Here is a 16,365-nt window from a genome sequence, read left to right on the forward strand (position 1 = left end):
CGTACCCCGGCATGTCGCATAGCGGACATGTGTGCGGGCCGGTTGATATCCTCACCCCGGCCGAAAGGCATCCAGGGGCCCGTTCGTCCCGTCCGGCACAATGAGAATTTCGAGGATTTCATGGATCCGTCGGCTACCGAGGCCGTTACCGAAGAAAAACAGCACTCGACGGTCATCGCACCTGCCGCATTGCGCGCTGATCACCGCGCACCGGACTGGCTTGTGCTTCAGCGCGGCATCTTCACCGGACCGTCGGCCAGGGTGAGTGACGAGCTCTATGCGGTTGTCAAAGGCGGCGCACATCGTGAGCGGCTGATGCTGCGGCTGGGCAAGGGGGCCAAGGCGCATACCAACACCTATTTCGGCCGGTTCGCCGCCAGTTATTGGCAGCGCTGGACCACAGTGACCGAAGTGCGAGTCACCATGGTGCTCGATGTCGCCGAGCGGGCGGTTATCCAACTGGTCGCTTCTGATATCGCAGGGCACCGTAGAATCATCGACACCGCACGGGTCGACAGCAGCGGACCGGTGACCTTGACCGCCCCCATCGACCAGTATGTCGACGGTGGCGCCTTGTGGCTGGAATTCGACGCCATCGGCGGTGCGCTCGCCATCACGGAGCTGACCTGGAGTGCCGCCGCACCGAGGCAGGTGCGGCCGGTCGCCATCGCCATCTGCACCTTCAACCGTGCCGCGGACTGCGCCGAGACGGTCGTCGCGCTCTCCTCCGATCCGATGGTCCTCGCGGCGATCGATGCGGTGTATATCGTCGATCAGGGCACCGATCTGGTCGAGAACCGCCCGCGCTACCAGGAGGTGACGCCGGTTTTCGGCGATAAGCTGCGCTATCTCCGTCAACCGAATCTGGGTGGTGCCGGTGGCTTCACTCGCGGACTCTATGAAGTGTCTGCGGTCAATGAGCATGCCGATGTCATTTTGATGGACGATGACATCCTGTGTGAGCCGGAGACGGTGCTGCGCCTCAACGCTTTCGCCAACCTTACGGTAGAGCCGACCTTGGTCGGTGCGCAGATGCTGTTTCTGCTCAACCCGGATTACCTCAACGTCGGGGCCGAAGACGTGCATCTGCACCAGCTACGTCACGGACAGCGAGTGCCGAAGGCGCTATCCAATACCAGCATGCTGAAAAAGAAGCAGGAACGCCGCGTCGATGCTGGTTACAACGCCTGGTGGACTTGTCTGATCCCGGCCGAAGTCGTCGCGAAGATCGGCCTTCCTGTCCCGATCTTCTTCCAGTGGGACGATGTGGAATACGGCATCCGGGCGCGGGAGAACGGATTCGTCACTGTCACGCTGCCCAACGCCGCGGTATGGCACGCGGACTTCTACTGGAAGGACTACGACGACTGGGCCCGCTACTTCAGCACGCGTAATTCGTTGATCGTCGGCTCATTACACGCAGAGCTGGACGCCAAAGAGATCACGCGCAAGCTGTGGCGCGAAATGGCCGAGCATCTGGTCGCGATGCAATACGGTCTGGTGCACACCACTTTGCAGGGTATCGAGGACTTCCTGAAAGGACCGAAGGTATTGCGGGACGGCGGTATCGCCGCGTTGACTGCCGCGCGTACCAGCCGGGGTGATTACCCCGAGACGATCAAGCATCCTGCCGCGGCACCGCCGGTCCGTTCGGCCGATATCCGAGTACGCCGCGCCGGAGGGACACCGAGCCGTGCGACGCTGGTGCTGTTCAAGCGTGCGATCGGTCAGTGGTTCGGGCGCACCCAGCCCGGCATTGTCGGGGTCACAAGGGAAGATGCGCACTGGTGGCATGTTTCGTTGTTCGACCACGTGGTAGTGACCGATGCATCGCAGTCCGGCATTCGGGTGCGCAAGCGCGACAAGGCCCGTGCCAAGCAGCTGCTTCGGCGCACACTGCGCACACTGCGCAGGTTGCGTCGTGAACTGCCCGCTGTGCAGGCGCAGTACCGCGCCGCCATGCCGGATCTGACCAGCCGCGCCAACTGGGAGCGGCTATACGGGATCGGCTCCGAATAACCTGTCGCACGACAACGGCACCAGTCGCACCCGTGGGAGCGAACGCGACTCGTGCCGCTGTGCGCTCAGAGGAACAAATCGGTGGTGAGCTCGCTGTCGCCTGGGACCACTCGGTATTTGTCCAGATCAGTGATGCCGTGGGTGGCTAAAATCTCATCATCGATGAAGAAGTTGCCATTGGTCTCCTTGCTAGGGGAAGTGAGCACCAGATAGGCGGCATCGGCATAGATATCGGGAGTGCGCGAAGTGGCGATCATCTGCTCGCCGCCGAGCAGGTTCCGCACTGCGGCGGTTGCGATGGTAGTACGCGGCCACAGGGAATTGACGCCGATCCCGTCGCCGGCGAGCTCCTCGGCCAGACCCAGTGTGGTCAATGACATCCCGTATTTGGCAATGGTGTAACCCAGTGCCATACCTGCCCATTTCGGGTCCAGGTTCAATGGTGGCGACAAGGTCAGGATATGTGGGTTGCGTCCGGCTTTCGCTGATTCGCGCAGGTGCGGGATGCTCGTCTTGGACAATAAGAAGCTGCCTCGGCAGTTGATGTCCTGCATCAGGTCGTATTTTTTCATCGCCAGCGCCTCAGTAGGCGACAAGTCGATCGCGGAGGCGTTGTTCACCACGATATCGATGCCGCCGAACCGCTCGACTGTCTGGCGCACTGCCTCGGCCACCGATTCATCGATGCGCACGTCGCCGACAAACGGCAGCACCTGCCCACCCGCCGCTTCTAGTTCCGCAGCAGCGGTGTGGATGGTGCCAGGAAGCTTGGGGTGCGGCTGATCGGTCTTGGCGATCAGGGTGATGTTGGCGCCGTCGGCCGCGGCGCGCTTGGCGATCTCCAAACCGATGCCGCGGCTGCCGCCGGACATGATCATCGTCCGGCCTGCGAGTGGCTTGGCTCCCGGTTCCGTCATTAGCCTGCTCCTTCATATGCGTCACAGGCAATCGCCCATGACTGTGCACACTTGCATCCCCAAGAGTAATGCCTACTGCTATGCAAACAGTTGCATATTAGCGGGGTCGGCGGTCATCGACATAGCACATGGCGTTGACCGCGCCGGGGCTGACAGCCCGTACCGCATCGAGCGGCAGAATCGATACCTCTGCGCGCCATCGCACCTGGAGTTCGATCGGCTGCACGCCAGCAAGACTCGATACCTGCTGCCGGGCAACCACTATCACCTCTAGGGTCCGGCCGGTGGCAGACATGGGCCACGAACGAAACCAGACCGGGAATTGTTGTGGAACCTTCACCAGGGATGCGTTGCGAAACAGCCACTGCGGGTGAGTCACTGGATACAGCAGTGGGACAACCACCTCGAAATCCGTTGCGGAACAACCACTTTTCCTGTTCGGAGGTCCACGATGGCGCCGGTACTCACCTCGCTCAACCCCAGCTTCGGTCCCGAATCCGGTGGAAACACGGTACAGATCTTCGGTAGCGGGTTCGCCGGCGCAGGCCCGTTGACGGTGCGGTTCGGGGCGACTGCGACCACGTTCACCATCGTCTCCGATACTCAGATCGATGCCATCGCTCCACCCGGTACCGGCACCGTCGAGATCACTGTCGCCGCCTTGCTGAACGGCACCAGCAATCCGCTGCCCTATACCTACAATGGTGCAGGCCTGCTGTTCTTCACGGATGGCATCTCTCTTGCCGGTAGGGTGTATTCGGTGCCGCGAACCGGCGGCACGCCGACCCTGCTGGCAACCGGCCTGAGTCAGCCCCTAGGTCTCGTCCGGGTCGGCGATCTTCTCTATCTCTGTGAGTTCGGGGCAGGCCGAGTGTCGACGGTGCCGATCACCGGTGGTACCGCGACCCCCTTGGTGACGGGTTTGTCACTTCCCCGAGATATCACTGTCTCCGGCAGCACCCTGTTCATTACCAACTCCGGCACTAGCCAGGTGGTGTCGGCACCGATCACCGGCACCGCCACCCCCACCGTGATCGCTACCAGTCCCACCACTGCTTTCGGGATCACCGACGGGGTGCCGACCCAACCAGGAGTGGTGTCGATCGCGGCGACCCTACTGGCCGCACCCGTGCTCACGGCGATCGACCCGATTTTCGGTCCCGAATCCGGTGGCAACACGGTGGAGATCTTCGGTAGCGGGTTCGCCGGCGCAGGCCCGTTGACGGTGCGGTTCGGGGCGACTGCGACCACGTTCACCATCATCTCCGACACCCAGATCAACGCCATTGCCCCGCCTGGCACCGGCACCGTCGGCGTCGCAGTCACCTCTCTGGACGGTACCAGCAATTCGCTGCCCTACACCTACGGCGGCCTGCTGTTCTTTACCGATGGTCTCGGTGTCGGCACTGTATATTCGGTGCCGCAGGCCGGTGGCACACCGACCCTGCTGGCGCCCGGTCTCGGCGCTCCAACAGGTCTCGTCCGGGTCGGCAATCTTCTCTACCTCTGCGAGAGCTTGCCTGATCGGGTGGTGACTGTGCCGGTCGACGGTGGCACGCCAACCCCTCTGGTGACCGGTCTGTCGATCCCTACGGATATCGCTGCCTCCGGCAGCACCTTGTTCATCACCGAGCCGAGTGCCAGTCGGGTGGTGTCGGCGCCGATCACCGGCACTGCGACTCCCACGGTGATCGCCACCAGCCCCACCAGTGTTTTCGGCATCACGACGTAAGCGTCGGTCCCGACCACCGCATCGAAGGTCGATATAGTTGATTATCGGGAACTGTTGTGCGGCAGTGCTATTCGCATGTGCGAAATCTTCGTTGCCAAACGTTGCGGGCCAATGCGAAACACAGGTCGCACATGTTGATCGTATGTGGCGCGGCGGCGCGCTGCTCATCGAGCCGAGCGAAGGGCTGAACACCAAGATGTAGTAGCAGTCGGCGGACGTCAGTCGGGTTTGCCGAATCGCTCATTGCGGCCAAGCGAACGCAGGTGGAACCATTCGCGCAGGCCCGCGGGATCGCGCCGGGTGACAAGGAAGAACCAGGAGAATCGAACCCACTCCTGGGGAAGGAGTTTGCGCATACCGGGCTGGGACATCAGGTAGCCGCGGTTGCGGTAGGTGAAGTAGCGCTTCACCGGGTCGTCTGGATACTGCGTATGCATCCGGCCACCGAGAATCGGCTTGAACTCGGACGCGCCATTGGGATGCAGGTATGCCGTCTGCAAGCAGGTGCCGAACGGCATCCCGGAGCGGACCAGCCGACGATGCACTTCGACTTCGTCGCCGCGTACGAACAGACGCAGGTCAGGCACGCCGATCACGTCGATCGCCTTCGCTGAGATCAGCGCGCCATTGAACAACGAGGCGATACCGGGTAGGAAGTCCTCGGTGCCGAGTTCCGAGCGCAGCCGTCGCCAGACCACGCCACGGCGCAGCGGGAAGGCGAGGCGATCGGGTTCGTCGATATCGCAGACCACAGGAGACACTTCGACCAGCCCGTACCGGTCTGCGCAGTCCAACAGGGTGGACAGTACTTCGGGACCCTCCGGCCTACCGTCATCGTCGGCGAGCCACACCCAGTCCGCGCCGATACTCAGCGCGTGCAGCATGCCGAGCGCGAACCCGCCTGCCCCGCCGAGGTTATGAGCCGAGCCATAGTAGGTCGACTCCACCGGCTGGTCGCGCACCAGCGCGGAAACCTCTGGTTCATTGCCGTTGTCGATCACGATCAGGTGATCCACCGGGCGCGACTGGGACGTGACTGCTTTCAGCGACTGGGTCAGTAGTTCGCGGCGTTTGTGTGTGACGACGACGGCCACGACCCTGGTGTGCTGTCCGGTCGGCTCACTCATGCGTGATTCCGCTCAATTCTCGCTCGGTTCCCGTAGCCTGTTCGTCTCGCATTTCGCGCAGCACGGTCGCGACGTGATTTCCCGCTTCTGGTCCCTCGTAGGCTCGCACTACTTCTTCGATACCACCCTGTAAGCGAATTTGCCCATGATCGATCCACAGTGCCGTATCGCACAGCTGTGCGAGGAATTCGTTGGAATGACTGGCGAAAACCAGGATGCCCGAGCGCGCTACCAGCGATTGTAGGCGGAGCCTCGCTTTTTTCATGAATTCCGCGTCCACCGCGCCGATGCCCTCGTCGAGGAGTAGGATCTCCGGATCTATCGAGGTCACCACCCCCATCGCAAGGCGCACCCGCATACCGGTGGAATAGGTGCGCAGCGGCATGGACAGATACTCGCCGAGCTCGGTGAAGTCGGCGATCTCATCGATCTTCGATAACATCTGTTTACGCGTCTGCCCGAGAAACAGCCCGCGGATGATGATGTTCTCATAGCCGGAGATCTCCGGATCCATGCCTACGCCGAGATCGAACACCGGCGCCACTCGTCCACGGATGCGGGCGCTGCCGCGAGAGGGCTCGTAGATGCCGGAAAGCAGGCGCAGCAGTGTCGATTTGCCGGCGCCGTTGTGCCCGACCAGTCCGATCCGGTCGCCCTCCCGCAGTGAGAGCGTGATATCCCGTAAAGCCTCGACCACGACGACGTCGGACTGGTTGCGTCCGATCGCACCGCCCGCTTTGCCGAGGAACGCTTTCTTCAACGACCGCGATTTGGCATCGAAGATCGGGAATTCGACCCATGCCTGCTGGGTTTCGATACTCACACGACTCATCGGTGCCTCCTATACCCAGTACGGCACGCGCGAACGATACTGCTTCATGGCGAAGATGGCGACGGTCCAGCCCAATAGAGTAATGACGCCGACGATCAGCCAGTGTCGCAGTTGTTGCGGCTCGCCGAGCAGGGGTGCCCGGACGATTTCCAGATAGTGGAATGTCGGTACGAGCTCGGCGAGCTTGGCGCGGTCGCTGGTGCCGACTTGCGATTCCAGAGTCTTGGTCGTCCACATTACCGGGGTCAGTACGAACAGCATCAGCGTGGTGCTGCTGAGGATCGGCGCGATATCCCGATACCGGGTGCTGAAGATGCCGAAGACAATCGCCACCCACATAGAATTCAGGAAGATCAGCATGATCGCCGGGATCGCAAGCAGGCTGGCCGCATCGAGGTTGCGCCAGACACCGAATGCGATGAGCATCACCAAATAGATCACGATGTTGTGTGCGAAGAACAGCAGTTGGCGCCATACCAGCCGGTAGACGTGCACGCTCAGCGCGGAGGGAAGCTGTTTTATCAGGCCCTCGTTGGCGATGAAGACCTCTGAGCCCTCCAGGATGCTCGCGTTGATCACGTTCCAGATGATCAGCCCGACCGTCACATACGGTAGATACTCACGCAGCGGCTGGCCGAATAGTGCCGCGTACAGCACGCCCATCGCCGCGGCTTGCACCCCGGTGGCGATGGTGATCCAGAACGGGCCGAGTACCGAGCGTCGATAGCGTTGTTTGATGTCCTGCCAGCCGAGCGAAAGCCACAACTCACGCTGGGCGAAGCCACTCGTGAAATCCAGGAACGCGCGCCGGAAGGACTGCGAGTCCGACACCGTTTTCACCACGGTCGCTCCGGCGCGTGCGCTTCGCGCCTCCGGAGTAGCCGCGTTCACTGGTTCCTCCTTCGTCTCGGTGTCGTCGGAACGTGGCGTGTGTTCGGTAGAGATAGGCGGTGAGTTGTCATCCGAATGTGTTCGGTCGTTGCGACCAACTGAGCTTTCTTCGGGACAAGCCGCACTCGGGTCGGGCACCGAGTCGGGGTGAGCGGCAGCAGCGGGCACGGTGCACGAGACTACTCTGGCGGACTTCGCTGCCTGCGTGGCATGCGCGCATCGCTGCCCTCACAAGTACTGACCGGAACCGCCGGTGAGCTGACTCGGATGGTCACCGCGCGGTTCGGCGCCGTAGACGGCGGGTGGCAGCGCACCCTGGCGCATCTGTTCGAGCTGGGCTCTAGCAGCCATCTGTTGTGCGAACAGGGTGGTCTGGATGCCGTGGAACAGACCTTCCAGCCAGCCGACCAGTTGCGCCTGCGCGATCCGCAACTCGGCGTCGGAAGGGACGGTGTCGTCGGTGAATGGCAAGGTCAGTCGCTCGAGTTCTTCTCGCAGCTCCGGGGCAAGGCCTTGCTCCAGTTCGTGCACCGAGGACTTGTGGATCTGCTTGAGCCGGTTGCGACTGGCTTCGTCGAGCGGTGCCGCGCGCACTTCCTCTAGCAGTTGTTTGATCATGGTGCCGATTCGCATGACCTTCGCGGGTTGTTCGACCATATCGGCGAGTAACTCGCCGGAATCATCTTGTTCGTCCGAGTCGTCTTTTTTGTTATCGTCAGCAACTATCCGCGTGGTGTGGGGTGTCTCCGAGCCGGTTGTCGCGGGGATGGCCAACGGCCTGCCGTCGGGGCCGACAACGACGATATGGTCCGGTGCCTCATCCGAGTGCGTCATGGTCCTATCATGTCGTCTACGCCGCGGCAGCGCTAAGTCGCCTGCTGTCTGCCTCGACGTTGCGTGTCCGCCTCGACGTTGCGGCAGCTCCGGTGGGCTATCCTGGCGAGGCCGTGGTGCGGCGCCTGTCTCGGTGTCCTATCCCATTCGGGGGCGTTCTATTCTGTTCGGGTCGTGTGGTTCGGATTTGTCGAAAGTCGGTCGTCATGCTGAGTCGCAGGTTGCTGTGCTCTCTCCAGGAGTCGGAGGGCAACGCGGTTACACAGGCTCGCCCGCTGCGCTTAGAGTGGCCAACATGACATACGACGTCGCGAGGGTTCGGGGCCTGATACCGTCCCTGGGCGACGGCTGGATCCATCTCGATCCGCAGGCAGGCATGCTGGTTCCTGATGCGGTATCCCGCGCCGTATCGACCGGCTTCCGGACTTCCTCTTTCGCGCACGCCGGTCGCCACGGAGCTGCTGTGCGCAGCGCGGCCATTCTGGAGGCGGCGCGGGAAGCGGTGGCAGACCTGGTCGGTGGCGATCCGGCGGGTGTCGTGCTCGGTCCCGACCGTGCGGTGCTGTTGGCCTGGCTTGCCGAATCGCTCAGTTCTCGGCTCGGGCTCGGCACCGGCATTGTGCTGTCCCGGCTGGACGACGAGGCCAACGTCGCGCCGTGGCTGCGCATCGCCAATCGGTATGGCGCGCACGTACGTTGGGCCGAGGTCGAGATCGAGACCTGCGAGATGCCGTCCTGGCAGTTCGAGGAACTGATCGGTCCTACAGCACGGTTGGTCGCACTCACCGCCGCTTCACCGATCGTCGGCTCGGCGCCTGCGGTCAGGGTGGCGGCGGACCGGGTACACGAGGTGGGCGGTTTGCTCGTAGCCGATGCGTTCGGCGCCGCGCCGTACGCGCTGATCGACATCGACGAATTGAACGCCGACGTGGTCGCGGTGAGCGCACCAGCATGGGGAGGTCCGCAGATCGGCGCGCTGGTCTTCCGGGACCCCGCGTTTCTGGACCGGATACCTTCGATGTCTTTGAATCCCTATGCCAAGGGTGCTGAACGATTGGAGGTGGGCGGGCACCAATACGCGATGCTCGCAGGCTTGACCACCTCGATCGATTTCCTCGCCGGTCTCGATGAGCGAGCGCGCGGCACTCGTCGTGAGCGCCTGGAGATGTCGATCACTTCGTTGCAGGACTACCACGACCTTCTGTTCGACTACTTGATGGAGGTGCTGGAAGCGGTCCCGAGCCTCACTGTGATCGGCCGTGCTTCCACGCGTATCCCCACCGTCAGTTTCACGCTCGCGGGCATACAGGCGGAGAAGGCTGCGGCCAAACTGGCCGATCACCGGATAAGCGCGGTGAGCGGGGTGCACGGCGGCAGCAGACTGTTGGACGCGCTCGGCGTCAACGACGAGGGCGGAGCGGTGACCATCGGTCTCGCGCCCTACACCACCAGGTTCGAGATCGATCAGCTCGGCAGGACGCTGCTCGCGCTGGAGTGATCGCCGACGACGGTGAACCCGCGCTCAGAGTTCCCGCACTCGCAGCACCACTTTGCCGAACACTTCGCCGGAATCCAGTAATCGATGTGCTTCGGCGGCCTCCTCGATCGGCAGTTCTGTGGTGATAACCGGCACCACGGTGCCGTCGGTGATCAACGGCCACAGGTGCCTGCGCAGCTCAGTGACGATCTCAGCCTTGCTGCCCGCGCCGGTTACCTGCCTCGTTCGTACAGTGGTGGCGTGGATGGTCCCCCATTTGCGTAATAGCGCGGCCAGATTCAGCTCCGCGCTCACTCCACCTTGCATGCCGATCACCACCAGTTGTCCGTGCTCGGCCAATGCGTCGACATTCCGCCCCAGATAGGCCGCGCCCATATTGTCGAGGATGATGTCGGCGCCGGGACCGCCTGCGCTTGCTTTCTCGGCACGCACCGCGGCGACGAAATCCTCTTCTCGGTAGTTGATCAACACGCTTGCACCCAGCTCAGCGCAACGCGCCAGCTTCTCAGCCGACCCCGCGGTCACTGCGACGCGTGCGCCGAGCGCCTTCGCGACCTGGATGGCGTGTGTGCCGATGCCGCTACCACCACCGTGGATCAATACCAGCTGGTTCGCATGCAGACCTGCGGTCATCACGAGATTCGACCACACCGTGGCCGCTACTTCGGGTAGCCCGGCCGCGGCACCGAGATCGAGGCCCTCGGGGACCGGAAGCACCTGGGTCGCGGGGACCACGACCTGTTCGGCGTAACCGCCACCGGACAACAGCGCGCACACCTTGTCGCCGACCTTCCAGTCGTGCACGCCCGCGCCGAGCTCGGCGATGAAACCGGAACATTCGAGGCCGAGGACCTGACTGGCTCCAGTAGGTGGTGGATAGAGGCCGCGGCGTTGCAGCAGGTCGGCTCGGTTGACACCGGCCGCGGCCACTGCAATCACCACTTCACCGTGCCCTGGCGCCGGGGCCTGCGTCTCAGCCCAGGTCATCACCTCGGGGCCACCGTAACCGTTCAGGTCTATAGCACGCACAATGCGCTAATTGTTCCGTCAGTACAGGCTGAATGTCCACCCGCGTTCCGTCCGGTCTGAGCGGCGAAAGGCATGGCGGCCTGTACGGTCGCGCGACCGACGTTACTCGCTCATTTCCGCAGCTCGCCGCGCTTAGAATGACCAGCGTGCATTCCGAACCAAATGGTCGTATGATAGCCGACCCGCGCTGGCTAACCCCTACGCAGCAGCGTGCCTGGCGAGCGTACATGGACGGCCACCAACGTTTGATGGCCGAGCTGAACCGCCAGCTGCAGCGCGACAGCGATCTGACCGTCGCCGAATATCGGATTCTGGTGTTGCTCTCCGAGGCCCCCGAGCGATCACTGCGGATGAGCGAGCTGGCCGACGGCGTGTTGTCCTCGCGCAGCAAACTGACTCATCAGATCCGGCGGCTGGAGGGTCAGCGGATGGTGCGCCGCAATACCTGCCTAGAGGACGGACGCGGTGTACTCGCCGAACTCACCGACGAGGGTATGCGCCGTTTGGAGGCCGCTGCCCCCGGTCACGTGGAAGCGGTCCGCCGCCACTTCATAGATCTGCTCGCTCCGGCCCAGCTAGAGGCGATCGGTGAGGCTTTCGAGCGGGTCGATGAGGAAATAGGGCGCTACCCAGACTGAGGCATCCGCTACGATCAGGTGCCTGGAGACGTGGCAGAGCGGCCGAATGCACTCGCCTTGAAAGCGAGCGTCGTGAGAGCGACCGGGGGTTCAAATCCCTCCGTCTCCGCAACAGACGCCCTGGTCATGCAATTGGCCTGCGGCGTCGCCGTGTTCGAACCGGTCGAACGCCCGCAGTCTTGTCACGGTTTGTCACAACCGCGTTCAAACTCCGAGCAGCCTCGGCCAGCGTGTCAGGCTGACTGTGAATGTAAGTCCGCATGGTGAACGCGGCATCGCAATGTCCCAGCCATGCCGACATAACAGCGATCGGCATCGGTATTCGCCCCTTGCGCTTTACTCGGCTTTCTCCGGTCGGACAACAGAGGGCTGTGATGGAGTAGGCGAGTCGAGCGGAGGATTCGCGATGAACCCGATCGGTGAGGGAAGTGCCGGAAGGATGTGACCGGTGTGTCGGTGATGTGCCGGCTGCGCTGGATCGGTTCAACGTGCGACCCGTATCGACTTGTCGAGTAATGTTGGGCTGTTCTGTTTTCGAAGATTGAGGGGGTCGCTGCGTGCGCAGTGCCATTGGAATGGCGGTCGCCGTAGTCGCGCTCCATGTCGTCGGCTGGGGAACATTGCTGTTGTTCGTGGTGCCGGGCAACTACCTGGTCCAAGGGTCGGTGTTCGGTGTCGGCCTCGGGGTGACCGCTTATACGTTAGGCATGCGGCATGCTTTCGACCCGGACCATATCGCCGCGATCGACAATACCGTACGAAAACTACTGGCAGACAACGATGGAAAGAAATCGCAAACCGTCGGATTCTGGTTCGCGCTCGGTCATTCCACCGTGGTGTTCGTGCTCGTCGCATTGCTCGCGAGTGGTGTGCGAGCGCTCGCGGCCAACCTGGAGAATGAGGATTCGGCACTGCAACGCTGGACCGGTCTATGGGGTACCGGCGTGTCCGGTACCTTCTTGATTCTGATCGGTTTGTTGAACCTGGCTTCTCTGGTGGGTATCTGGCAGGTCTTCCGGAAGATGCGTCGCGGTGAGTTCGACGAGGTGCAGCTGGAACGCCGACTCGACAGCCGAGGGCTGCTGAATCGGGTGCTGCGACCAGTAGTCGGCCTGGTTCGCAAGCCGCGGCATATGTACCCGGTCGGCGTCCTGTTCGGACTCGGTTTCGACACCGTCACCGAGGTCGGTCTGTTGGTGATCGCGGGCGGCGCGGCCGCGACCGGGCTGCCCTGGTATTCGATTCTGGTTCTGCCCGTCTTGTTTTCCGCGGGCATGACGCTGTTCGATTCTCTGGACGGCTCGTTTATGAGCTTCGCTTATGACTGGGCCTTCGTGAAACCAGTGCGCAAGATCTACTACAACTTGGTGATCACCGGACTATCGGTCGTGGTCGCACTACTGATCGGTGGACAGGAGATCATCTCGATCTTCGTCGAGAAACTCCAGGTCGAGTCGGGTGTCATGGCTTGGGTCGGTAATCTCGACCTCGGTGCGCTCGGTTACATCATCGTGGGGCTTTTCGTGCTCACTTGGGCGGTCGCTATCGCGGTATGGCGTTTCGCCGGGGTAGAGCGGCGCTGGGAGGAAGGACTCGCTACGCGGTGAGCGCGGCGCACGGTTCTCGATGCGATCACAAGCCCACCCGCCTGCGCGGTCTCTGGCAGGATGGTCGGCATGTCCTCTCGACGCGGGATGTGGCGTGGGGTCTCCAGTGCCTTTGTCAGCGTCGCGTTGGTATGCGGCGCGCTGGCGTTCGGTGCCCCGCAGGTAACCGCTGTCTCAGGCTCGCCTGTGCCGGCGAATACCGCGTCTGTGGACGGCTCTGGTCCGGCTGGGCCGATCAGCGCGCAGCCCGCGGCCCCGCGGATCGACCACATCGAACCGATCGACGACCGAAGGCTCCGGGTTTTCGTCGTCTCTCCCGCGATGCGCCGCGTGGTCCAAGTTCAGGTGCTGTTGCCGCGTGATCAGTCCAGCCCCCGCCCGACCGTCTATATGCTCGACGGACGTAGCACGCTCCCGGACAGCAACAACTGGATCGAGCTCGGGCACGCGGTCAGCTTCTACGCGGACAAGGATGTCAACGTGGTGTTCACCGTCGGCGGACCGGCCAGCTTCTACACCGACTGGCAGCGTCCTGACCCGGTGCTCGGCTTCAACATGTGGGAGACCTTTCTGACCAAGGAGTTGCCCCCGCTGATCGATACGGAGTTCGACGGCAATGGCAGCAACGCGGTCATGGGTGTTTCGATGGGCGCTGAGGCCGCGATGATGCTCGCCTTCCGTCAGCCGAGGCTCTATACCGCCATCGCCGCACACAGCGGTTGTTTTTCGACAGGAACCGATCTCGGCCAGGCACAGGCGCGTGCCGTGGTATCCACCTACCGAGGTGATCCGGACAATATGTTCGGCAAGCCGGACGACCCGGATTGGCTGGCCCACGATGTCACACTGCATGCGGATGCGCTGCGGGGCAAGACGATTTACCTTTCGGTCGGCAGCGGTCTACCCGGCGTGTACGACGTGCCATGGAATCCGAATATCGACTTCGCCGGGACCGTCATATTCGGCGGTGCCTTGGAAGCGACGACCAATGCCTGCACCCGACGACTCGCCGATCGACTCAATGCGCTCGGCATCCCGATCACCGCGCACTTTCGGGCCACCGGCACGCATTCCTGGCCGTATTGGGCCGACGAGCTGGTTCGATCCTGGCCGACAATCGCGCGTGCGCTCGGCGTCTATTAAGCGAGAAAACGCGAGCGCACAGCACGATCTGTGGCGAAGCTCAGAAACAGGTCGTTCTCGTGTCGGTCACCAGTGGTGACGCGCACACCATCGGCACCGTATGGTCGCACCATTACACCAGCCTGCGCGCTCGCGTCGCTGAACTCGGCACTGTGCGCGCCCAGCGGGAGCCAGACGAAATTCGCTTCGCTCGGCGGCACCGAATACCCAGTCGCCACCAGCGCATCACGCATCCGATCGCGTTCGGCGATCAGCAGGTCGGTGCGATCGAGTAGTTCGTCGCGTGCTTCCAGCGAAGCGATCGCCGCCGCCTGCGCGAGCCGATTCACGCTGAACGGGATGTGCACCTTCAACAAGGCCGTGATCACAGCGGGATCGCCCACCGCGTAACCCACTCGCAAGCCGGCCAGTCCATAGGCCTTGGAAAAAGTGCGCAGCACCACCACATTGGGTCGAGACCGGCCGAGTTCGACTCCATCCGGATGATCGGTCCGCCGCACATACTCGTAATAGGCCTCGTCCAACACCACCAGCACATGCGATGGCACCTGGTCCAGGAATCGGACCAGCTCCATCTTGCCCACGGCAGTTCCGGTTGGGTTGTTCGGATTACAGACAAAGATCAGCTTGGTTCGGTTGGTGATCGCGGCGACCAGCGCGTCCAGATCGTGTACCAGATCGGTAGTGAGTGGTACGGACACCGCAGTGGCATTACCGACCTTGGACACGATCGGATACGCCTCGAATGAGCGCCAGGCGAACAACACCTCGTCGGCCGTCGAAGAGCAGGTGATCTGGACCAGCTCTTGGCACAGCGCTACGCTGCCGCATCCGACCGCGATATTGTCGAATCCCACACCGAGGAAGCCGGCTAGTGCTGTGCGCAATTCCCTGGCCTGATTGTCCGGGTAACGATTGGCCAGCTCTGCAGCCTCTGCGATGGCTTTGGTGGCGGAGGGAAGTGGGCCTGAGGTTGTTTCGTTGCTGGCCAGTTTGACTGCGTCGGGATGGCTGCGGCCGGGAGTGTACGCCGGAATCGCATCGAGGTCCGGCCGGATCTGCGCTGTCACACTGCAACCCTAATCGGCGTCGCGGAAAGCCCGGTCAGCGTATCGGAGATTACCGCGTTTGTCGGCTCTCACGTGCAATTTCTTCCGAAGAGCAGCAACTCGTCCTAGGCTGGTTTCATGTCGGGCACCTACGCCGAAATGGCTCCGTTGCGGGTCGGTGATCTGAGAGACGAGCGGTTGGCTACCCGTGGGCAAGTGCCCATCATCGTGGTGGAGCCGGAGGGCAACGCTCGTGGCGGAATCGTAGTGCTGCACGAGTCCCATGAGCTCACCGGTGCCTTACGAGAACTGATGAACGCATTCGCCGGGGAGGGCTGGACGGTAGTCGCACCCGATCTCTTCCACGGGATCGATGACGAACTGGGCGGCGCGGTGTTCGGTGATGAACTATTCGACGAATTCGACGCGTGCTTCGACTGGCTCACCAGCCGTGGGGTGTATCCCGACACCATCGGCGTGCTCGGTTTCGACTCCGCGGGTACCGCGGCATTCCTGGTCGCGACCAACCGCCGGATCGGCGCCGTGGTGAGTGTCGCAGCGCCCGGCATCGTCGAGCCGCTCACTGACCAGGCCGCCGCTCTGGTCTGCGCCGCCCCCGATCTGCAGGCACCGTGGCTCGGCCTGTTCGGCACCGACGATCCGGCCACCCCACCTGCCGATGTCGACAAGTTACGCGACGCGACCGCCCGTGCGGCAGTCGCCAGCTTGGTCATCACTTATCCCGGCCGGTACCACCGCGCCGACACCCAGGAGGTCGACGAGTCAGTCCTGGTCGATCCGCAGACCAGAATCTTCGACTGGTTCGACAGTAACCTGCGTTGAACAGCAGTTTTGTGATCTGCACGGTAGCTCATGTAACCTTACTGCCCGGCGGTTCGAAAGGACCGGTGCCCTCGTAGAGAAGGCTCCAGGAGGCGTGCCAGAGCGGCCGAATGGGACTCACTGCTAATGAGTTGTCCCTTCACGGGGACCGGAGGTTCAAATCCTCTCGCCTCCGCCACACCCGGGAAACCGGGTACAAGTGAATA

At 62.6% G+C, this 16,365-nt stretch carries 14 protein-coding genes and 2 tRNA genes; 9 read left to right on the forward strand and 7 right to left on the reverse strand.

The genetic code is table 11. From position 1 onward, the window contains the following. Window positions 1-120: 120 nt before the first annotated feature. Window positions 121-2,019 (forward strand): glycosyltransferase, encoded by a 1,899-nt coding sequence (locus tag ACX4ZE_RS07680; RefSeq protein ID WP_480272624.1) that lies wholly within the window; start codon window positions 121-123, stop codon window positions 2,017-2,019. A 65-nt stretch (window positions 2,020-2,084) separates the two neighbouring features. On the opposite strand, the gene ACX4ZE_RS07685 is transcribed toward ACX4ZE_RS07680, so the two are convergent. Continuing rightward, on the reverse strand, window positions 2,085-2,936 hold the full coding sequence (locus ACX4ZE_RS07685; RefSeq protein WP_480272625.1) for an SDR family oxidoreductase: 852 nt from the start codon (window positions 2,934-2,936) through the stop codon (window positions 2,085-2,087). A gap of 451 nt (window positions 2,937-3,387) precedes the next feature. Here ACX4ZE_RS07685 and ACX4ZE_RS07690 point away from each other — a divergent pair, with 451 nt between their 5' ends. Next, window positions 3,388-4,668 (forward strand): IPT/TIG domain-containing protein, encoded by a 1,281-nt coding sequence (locus tag ACX4ZE_RS07690; protein WP_480272626.1) that lies wholly within the window; start codon window positions 3,388-3,390, stop codon window positions 4,666-4,668. Between the two features lie 218 nt (window positions 4,669-4,886). Here the strand turns inward: ACX4ZE_RS07690 and glfT1 are convergent, their stop codons facing one another. From glfT1 to ACX4ZE_RS07710, 4 genes are all read right to left on the reverse strand, one after another. Continuing rightward, window positions 4,887-5,795, reverse strand: coding sequence for a galactofuranosyltransferase GlfT1 (glfT1, locus tag ACX4ZE_RS07695; protein WP_480272627.1), 909 nt, complete (start codon window positions 5,793-5,795; stop codon window positions 4,887-4,889). After that, a complete protein-coding gene (gene wzt, locus ACX4ZE_RS07700; RefSeq protein WP_480272628.1) occupies window positions 5,788-6,627 on the reverse strand; it encodes a galactan export ABC transporter ATP-binding subunit Wzt/RfbE in 840 nt (279 codons plus the stop codon). Before wzt ends, glfT1 begins: the two co-directional genes overlap by 8 nt. A gap of 9 nt (window positions 6,628-6,636) precedes the next feature. Further along, entirely contained in the window at window positions 6,637-7,470 is an 834-nt protein-coding gene (gene wzm / locus ACX4ZE_RS07705; protein ID WP_480272744.1) for a galactan export ABC transporter permease subunit Wzm/RfbD, read from the reverse strand. 276 nt (window positions 7,471-7,746) lie between these two features. Next, entirely contained in the window at window positions 7,747-8,352 is a 606-nt protein-coding gene (locus tag ACX4ZE_RS07710; protein ID WP_480272629.1) for a bacterial proteasome activator family protein, read from the reverse strand. Window positions 8,353-8,647: 295 nt separating this feature from the next. On the opposite strand from ACX4ZE_RS07710, the gene ACX4ZE_RS07715 reads away from it, so the two are divergent. Continuing rightward, complete coding sequence (locus ACX4ZE_RS07715; protein ID WP_480272630.1) at window positions 8,648-9,850, forward strand: cysteine desulfurase-like protein; 1,203 nt, start codon at window positions 8,648-8,650, stop codon at window positions 9,848-9,850. Between the two features lie 24 nt (window positions 9,851-9,874). On the opposite strand, the gene ACX4ZE_RS07720 is transcribed toward ACX4ZE_RS07715, so the two are convergent. Further along, on the reverse strand, window positions 9,875-10,879 hold the full coding sequence (locus ACX4ZE_RS07720) for an NAD(P)H-quinone oxidoreductase (protein ID WP_480272631.1): 1,005 nt from the start codon (window positions 10,877-10,879) through the stop codon (window positions 9,875-9,877). Window positions 10,880-11,016: 137 nt separating this feature from the next. Between ACX4ZE_RS07720 and ACX4ZE_RS07725 the strand changes: the two genes are divergently transcribed. The 4 genes from ACX4ZE_RS07725 (at window position 11,017) to ACX4ZE_RS07740 (ending at window position 14,267) form a co-directional block, all read left to right on the forward strand. Beyond that, window positions 11,017-11,517: a MarR family winged helix-turn-helix transcriptional regulator gene (locus ACX4ZE_RS07725; protein WP_480272745.1), complete on the forward strand. Its 501-nt coding sequence runs from the start codon at window positions 11,017-11,019 to the stop codon at window positions 11,515-11,517. Between the two features lie 24 nt (window positions 11,518-11,541). Beyond that, window positions 11,542-11,626, forward strand: a tRNA-Ser gene (locus ACX4ZE_RS07730). Window positions 11,627-12,092: 466 nt separating this feature from the next. After that, window positions 12,093-13,124 (forward strand): Nickel transporter NicT, encoded by a 1,032-nt coding sequence (nicT, locus tag ACX4ZE_RS07735; protein ID WP_480272746.1) that lies wholly within the window; start codon window positions 12,093-12,095, stop codon window positions 13,122-13,124. A 69-nt stretch (window positions 13,125-13,193) separates the two neighbouring features. Further along, complete coding sequence (locus ACX4ZE_RS07740) at window positions 13,194-14,267, forward strand: alpha/beta hydrolase (RefSeq protein ID WP_480272632.1); 1,074 nt, start codon at window positions 13,194-13,196, stop codon at window positions 14,265-14,267. Here the strand turns inward: ACX4ZE_RS07740 and hisC are convergent. After that, window positions 14,264-15,337, reverse strand: a complete 1,074-nt coding sequence (gene hisC / locus ACX4ZE_RS07745) for a histidinol-phosphate transaminase (protein ID WP_480272633.1) — start codon at window positions 15,335-15,337, stop codon at window positions 14,264-14,266. The two genes, ACX4ZE_RS07740 and hisC, sit on opposite strands and share 4 nt — an antisense overlap. 117 nt (window positions 15,338-15,454) lie before the next feature. On the opposite strand from hisC, the gene ACX4ZE_RS07750 reads away from it, so the two are divergent. Both ACX4ZE_RS07750 and ACX4ZE_RS07755 read left to right on the forward strand, forming a co-directional pair. Continuing rightward, window positions 15,455-16,159: a dienelactone hydrolase family protein gene (locus ACX4ZE_RS07750; protein ID WP_480272634.1), complete on the forward strand. Its 705-nt coding sequence runs from the start codon at window positions 15,455-15,457 to the stop codon at window positions 16,157-16,159. A gap of 88 nt (window positions 16,160-16,247) precedes the next feature. Continuing rightward, window positions 16,248-16,337 (forward strand) — tRNA-Ser (locus tag ACX4ZE_RS07755). Window positions 16,338-16,365: the final 28 nt, after the last annotated feature.

This window comes from Nocardia sp. TBRC8007 (assembly GCF_056629435.1).

What these genes read in the sequence shown, in the direction of transcription:
- ACX4ZE_RS07740 (WP_480272632.1), top strand. Translation starts at nt 13,194, where the DNA reads ATGTCCTCTCGACGCGGGATGTGGCGTGGGGTCTCCAGTGCCTTTGTC.
- ACX4ZE_RS07750 (WP_480272634.1), top strand. Translation starts at nt 15,455, where the DNA reads ATGTCGGGCACCTACGCCGAAATGGCTCCGTTGCGGGTCGGTGATCTG.
- glfT1 (WP_480272627.1), bottom strand. Translation starts at nt 5,795, where the DNA reads ATGAGTGAGCCGACCGGACAGCACACCAGGGTCGTGGCCGTCGTCGTC.
- ACX4ZE_RS07710 (WP_480272629.1), bottom strand. Translation starts at nt 8,352, where the DNA reads ATGACGCACTCGGATGAGGCACCGGACCATATCGTCGTTGTCGGCCCC.
- wzt (WP_480272628.1), bottom strand. Translation starts at nt 6,627, where the DNA reads ATGAGTCGTGTGAGTATCGAAACCCAGCAGGCATGGGTCGAATTCCCG.
- ACX4ZE_RS07715 (WP_480272630.1), top strand. Translation starts at nt 8,648, where the DNA reads ATGACATACGACGTCGCGAGGGTTCGGGGCCTGATACCGTCCCTGGGC.
- ACX4ZE_RS07725 (WP_480272745.1), top strand. Translation starts at nt 11,017, where the DNA reads ATGACCAGCGTGCATTCCGAACCAAATGGTCGTATGATAGCCGACCCG.
- ACX4ZE_RS07685 (WP_480272625.1), bottom strand. Translation starts at nt 2,936, where the DNA reads ATGACGGAACCGGGAGCCAAGCCACTCGCAGGCCGGACGATGATCATG.
- nicT (WP_480272746.1), top strand. Translation starts at nt 12,093, where the DNA reads ATGGCGGTCGCCGTAGTCGCGCTCCATGTCGTCGGCTGGGGAACATTG.
- ACX4ZE_RS07690 (WP_480272626.1), top strand. Translation starts at nt 3,388, where the DNA reads ATGGCGCCGGTACTCACCTCGCTCAACCCCAGCTTCGGTCCCGAATCC.
- ACX4ZE_RS07680 (WP_480272624.1), top strand. Translation starts at nt 121, where the DNA reads ATGGATCCGTCGGCTACCGAGGCCGTTACCGAAGAAAAACAGCACTCG.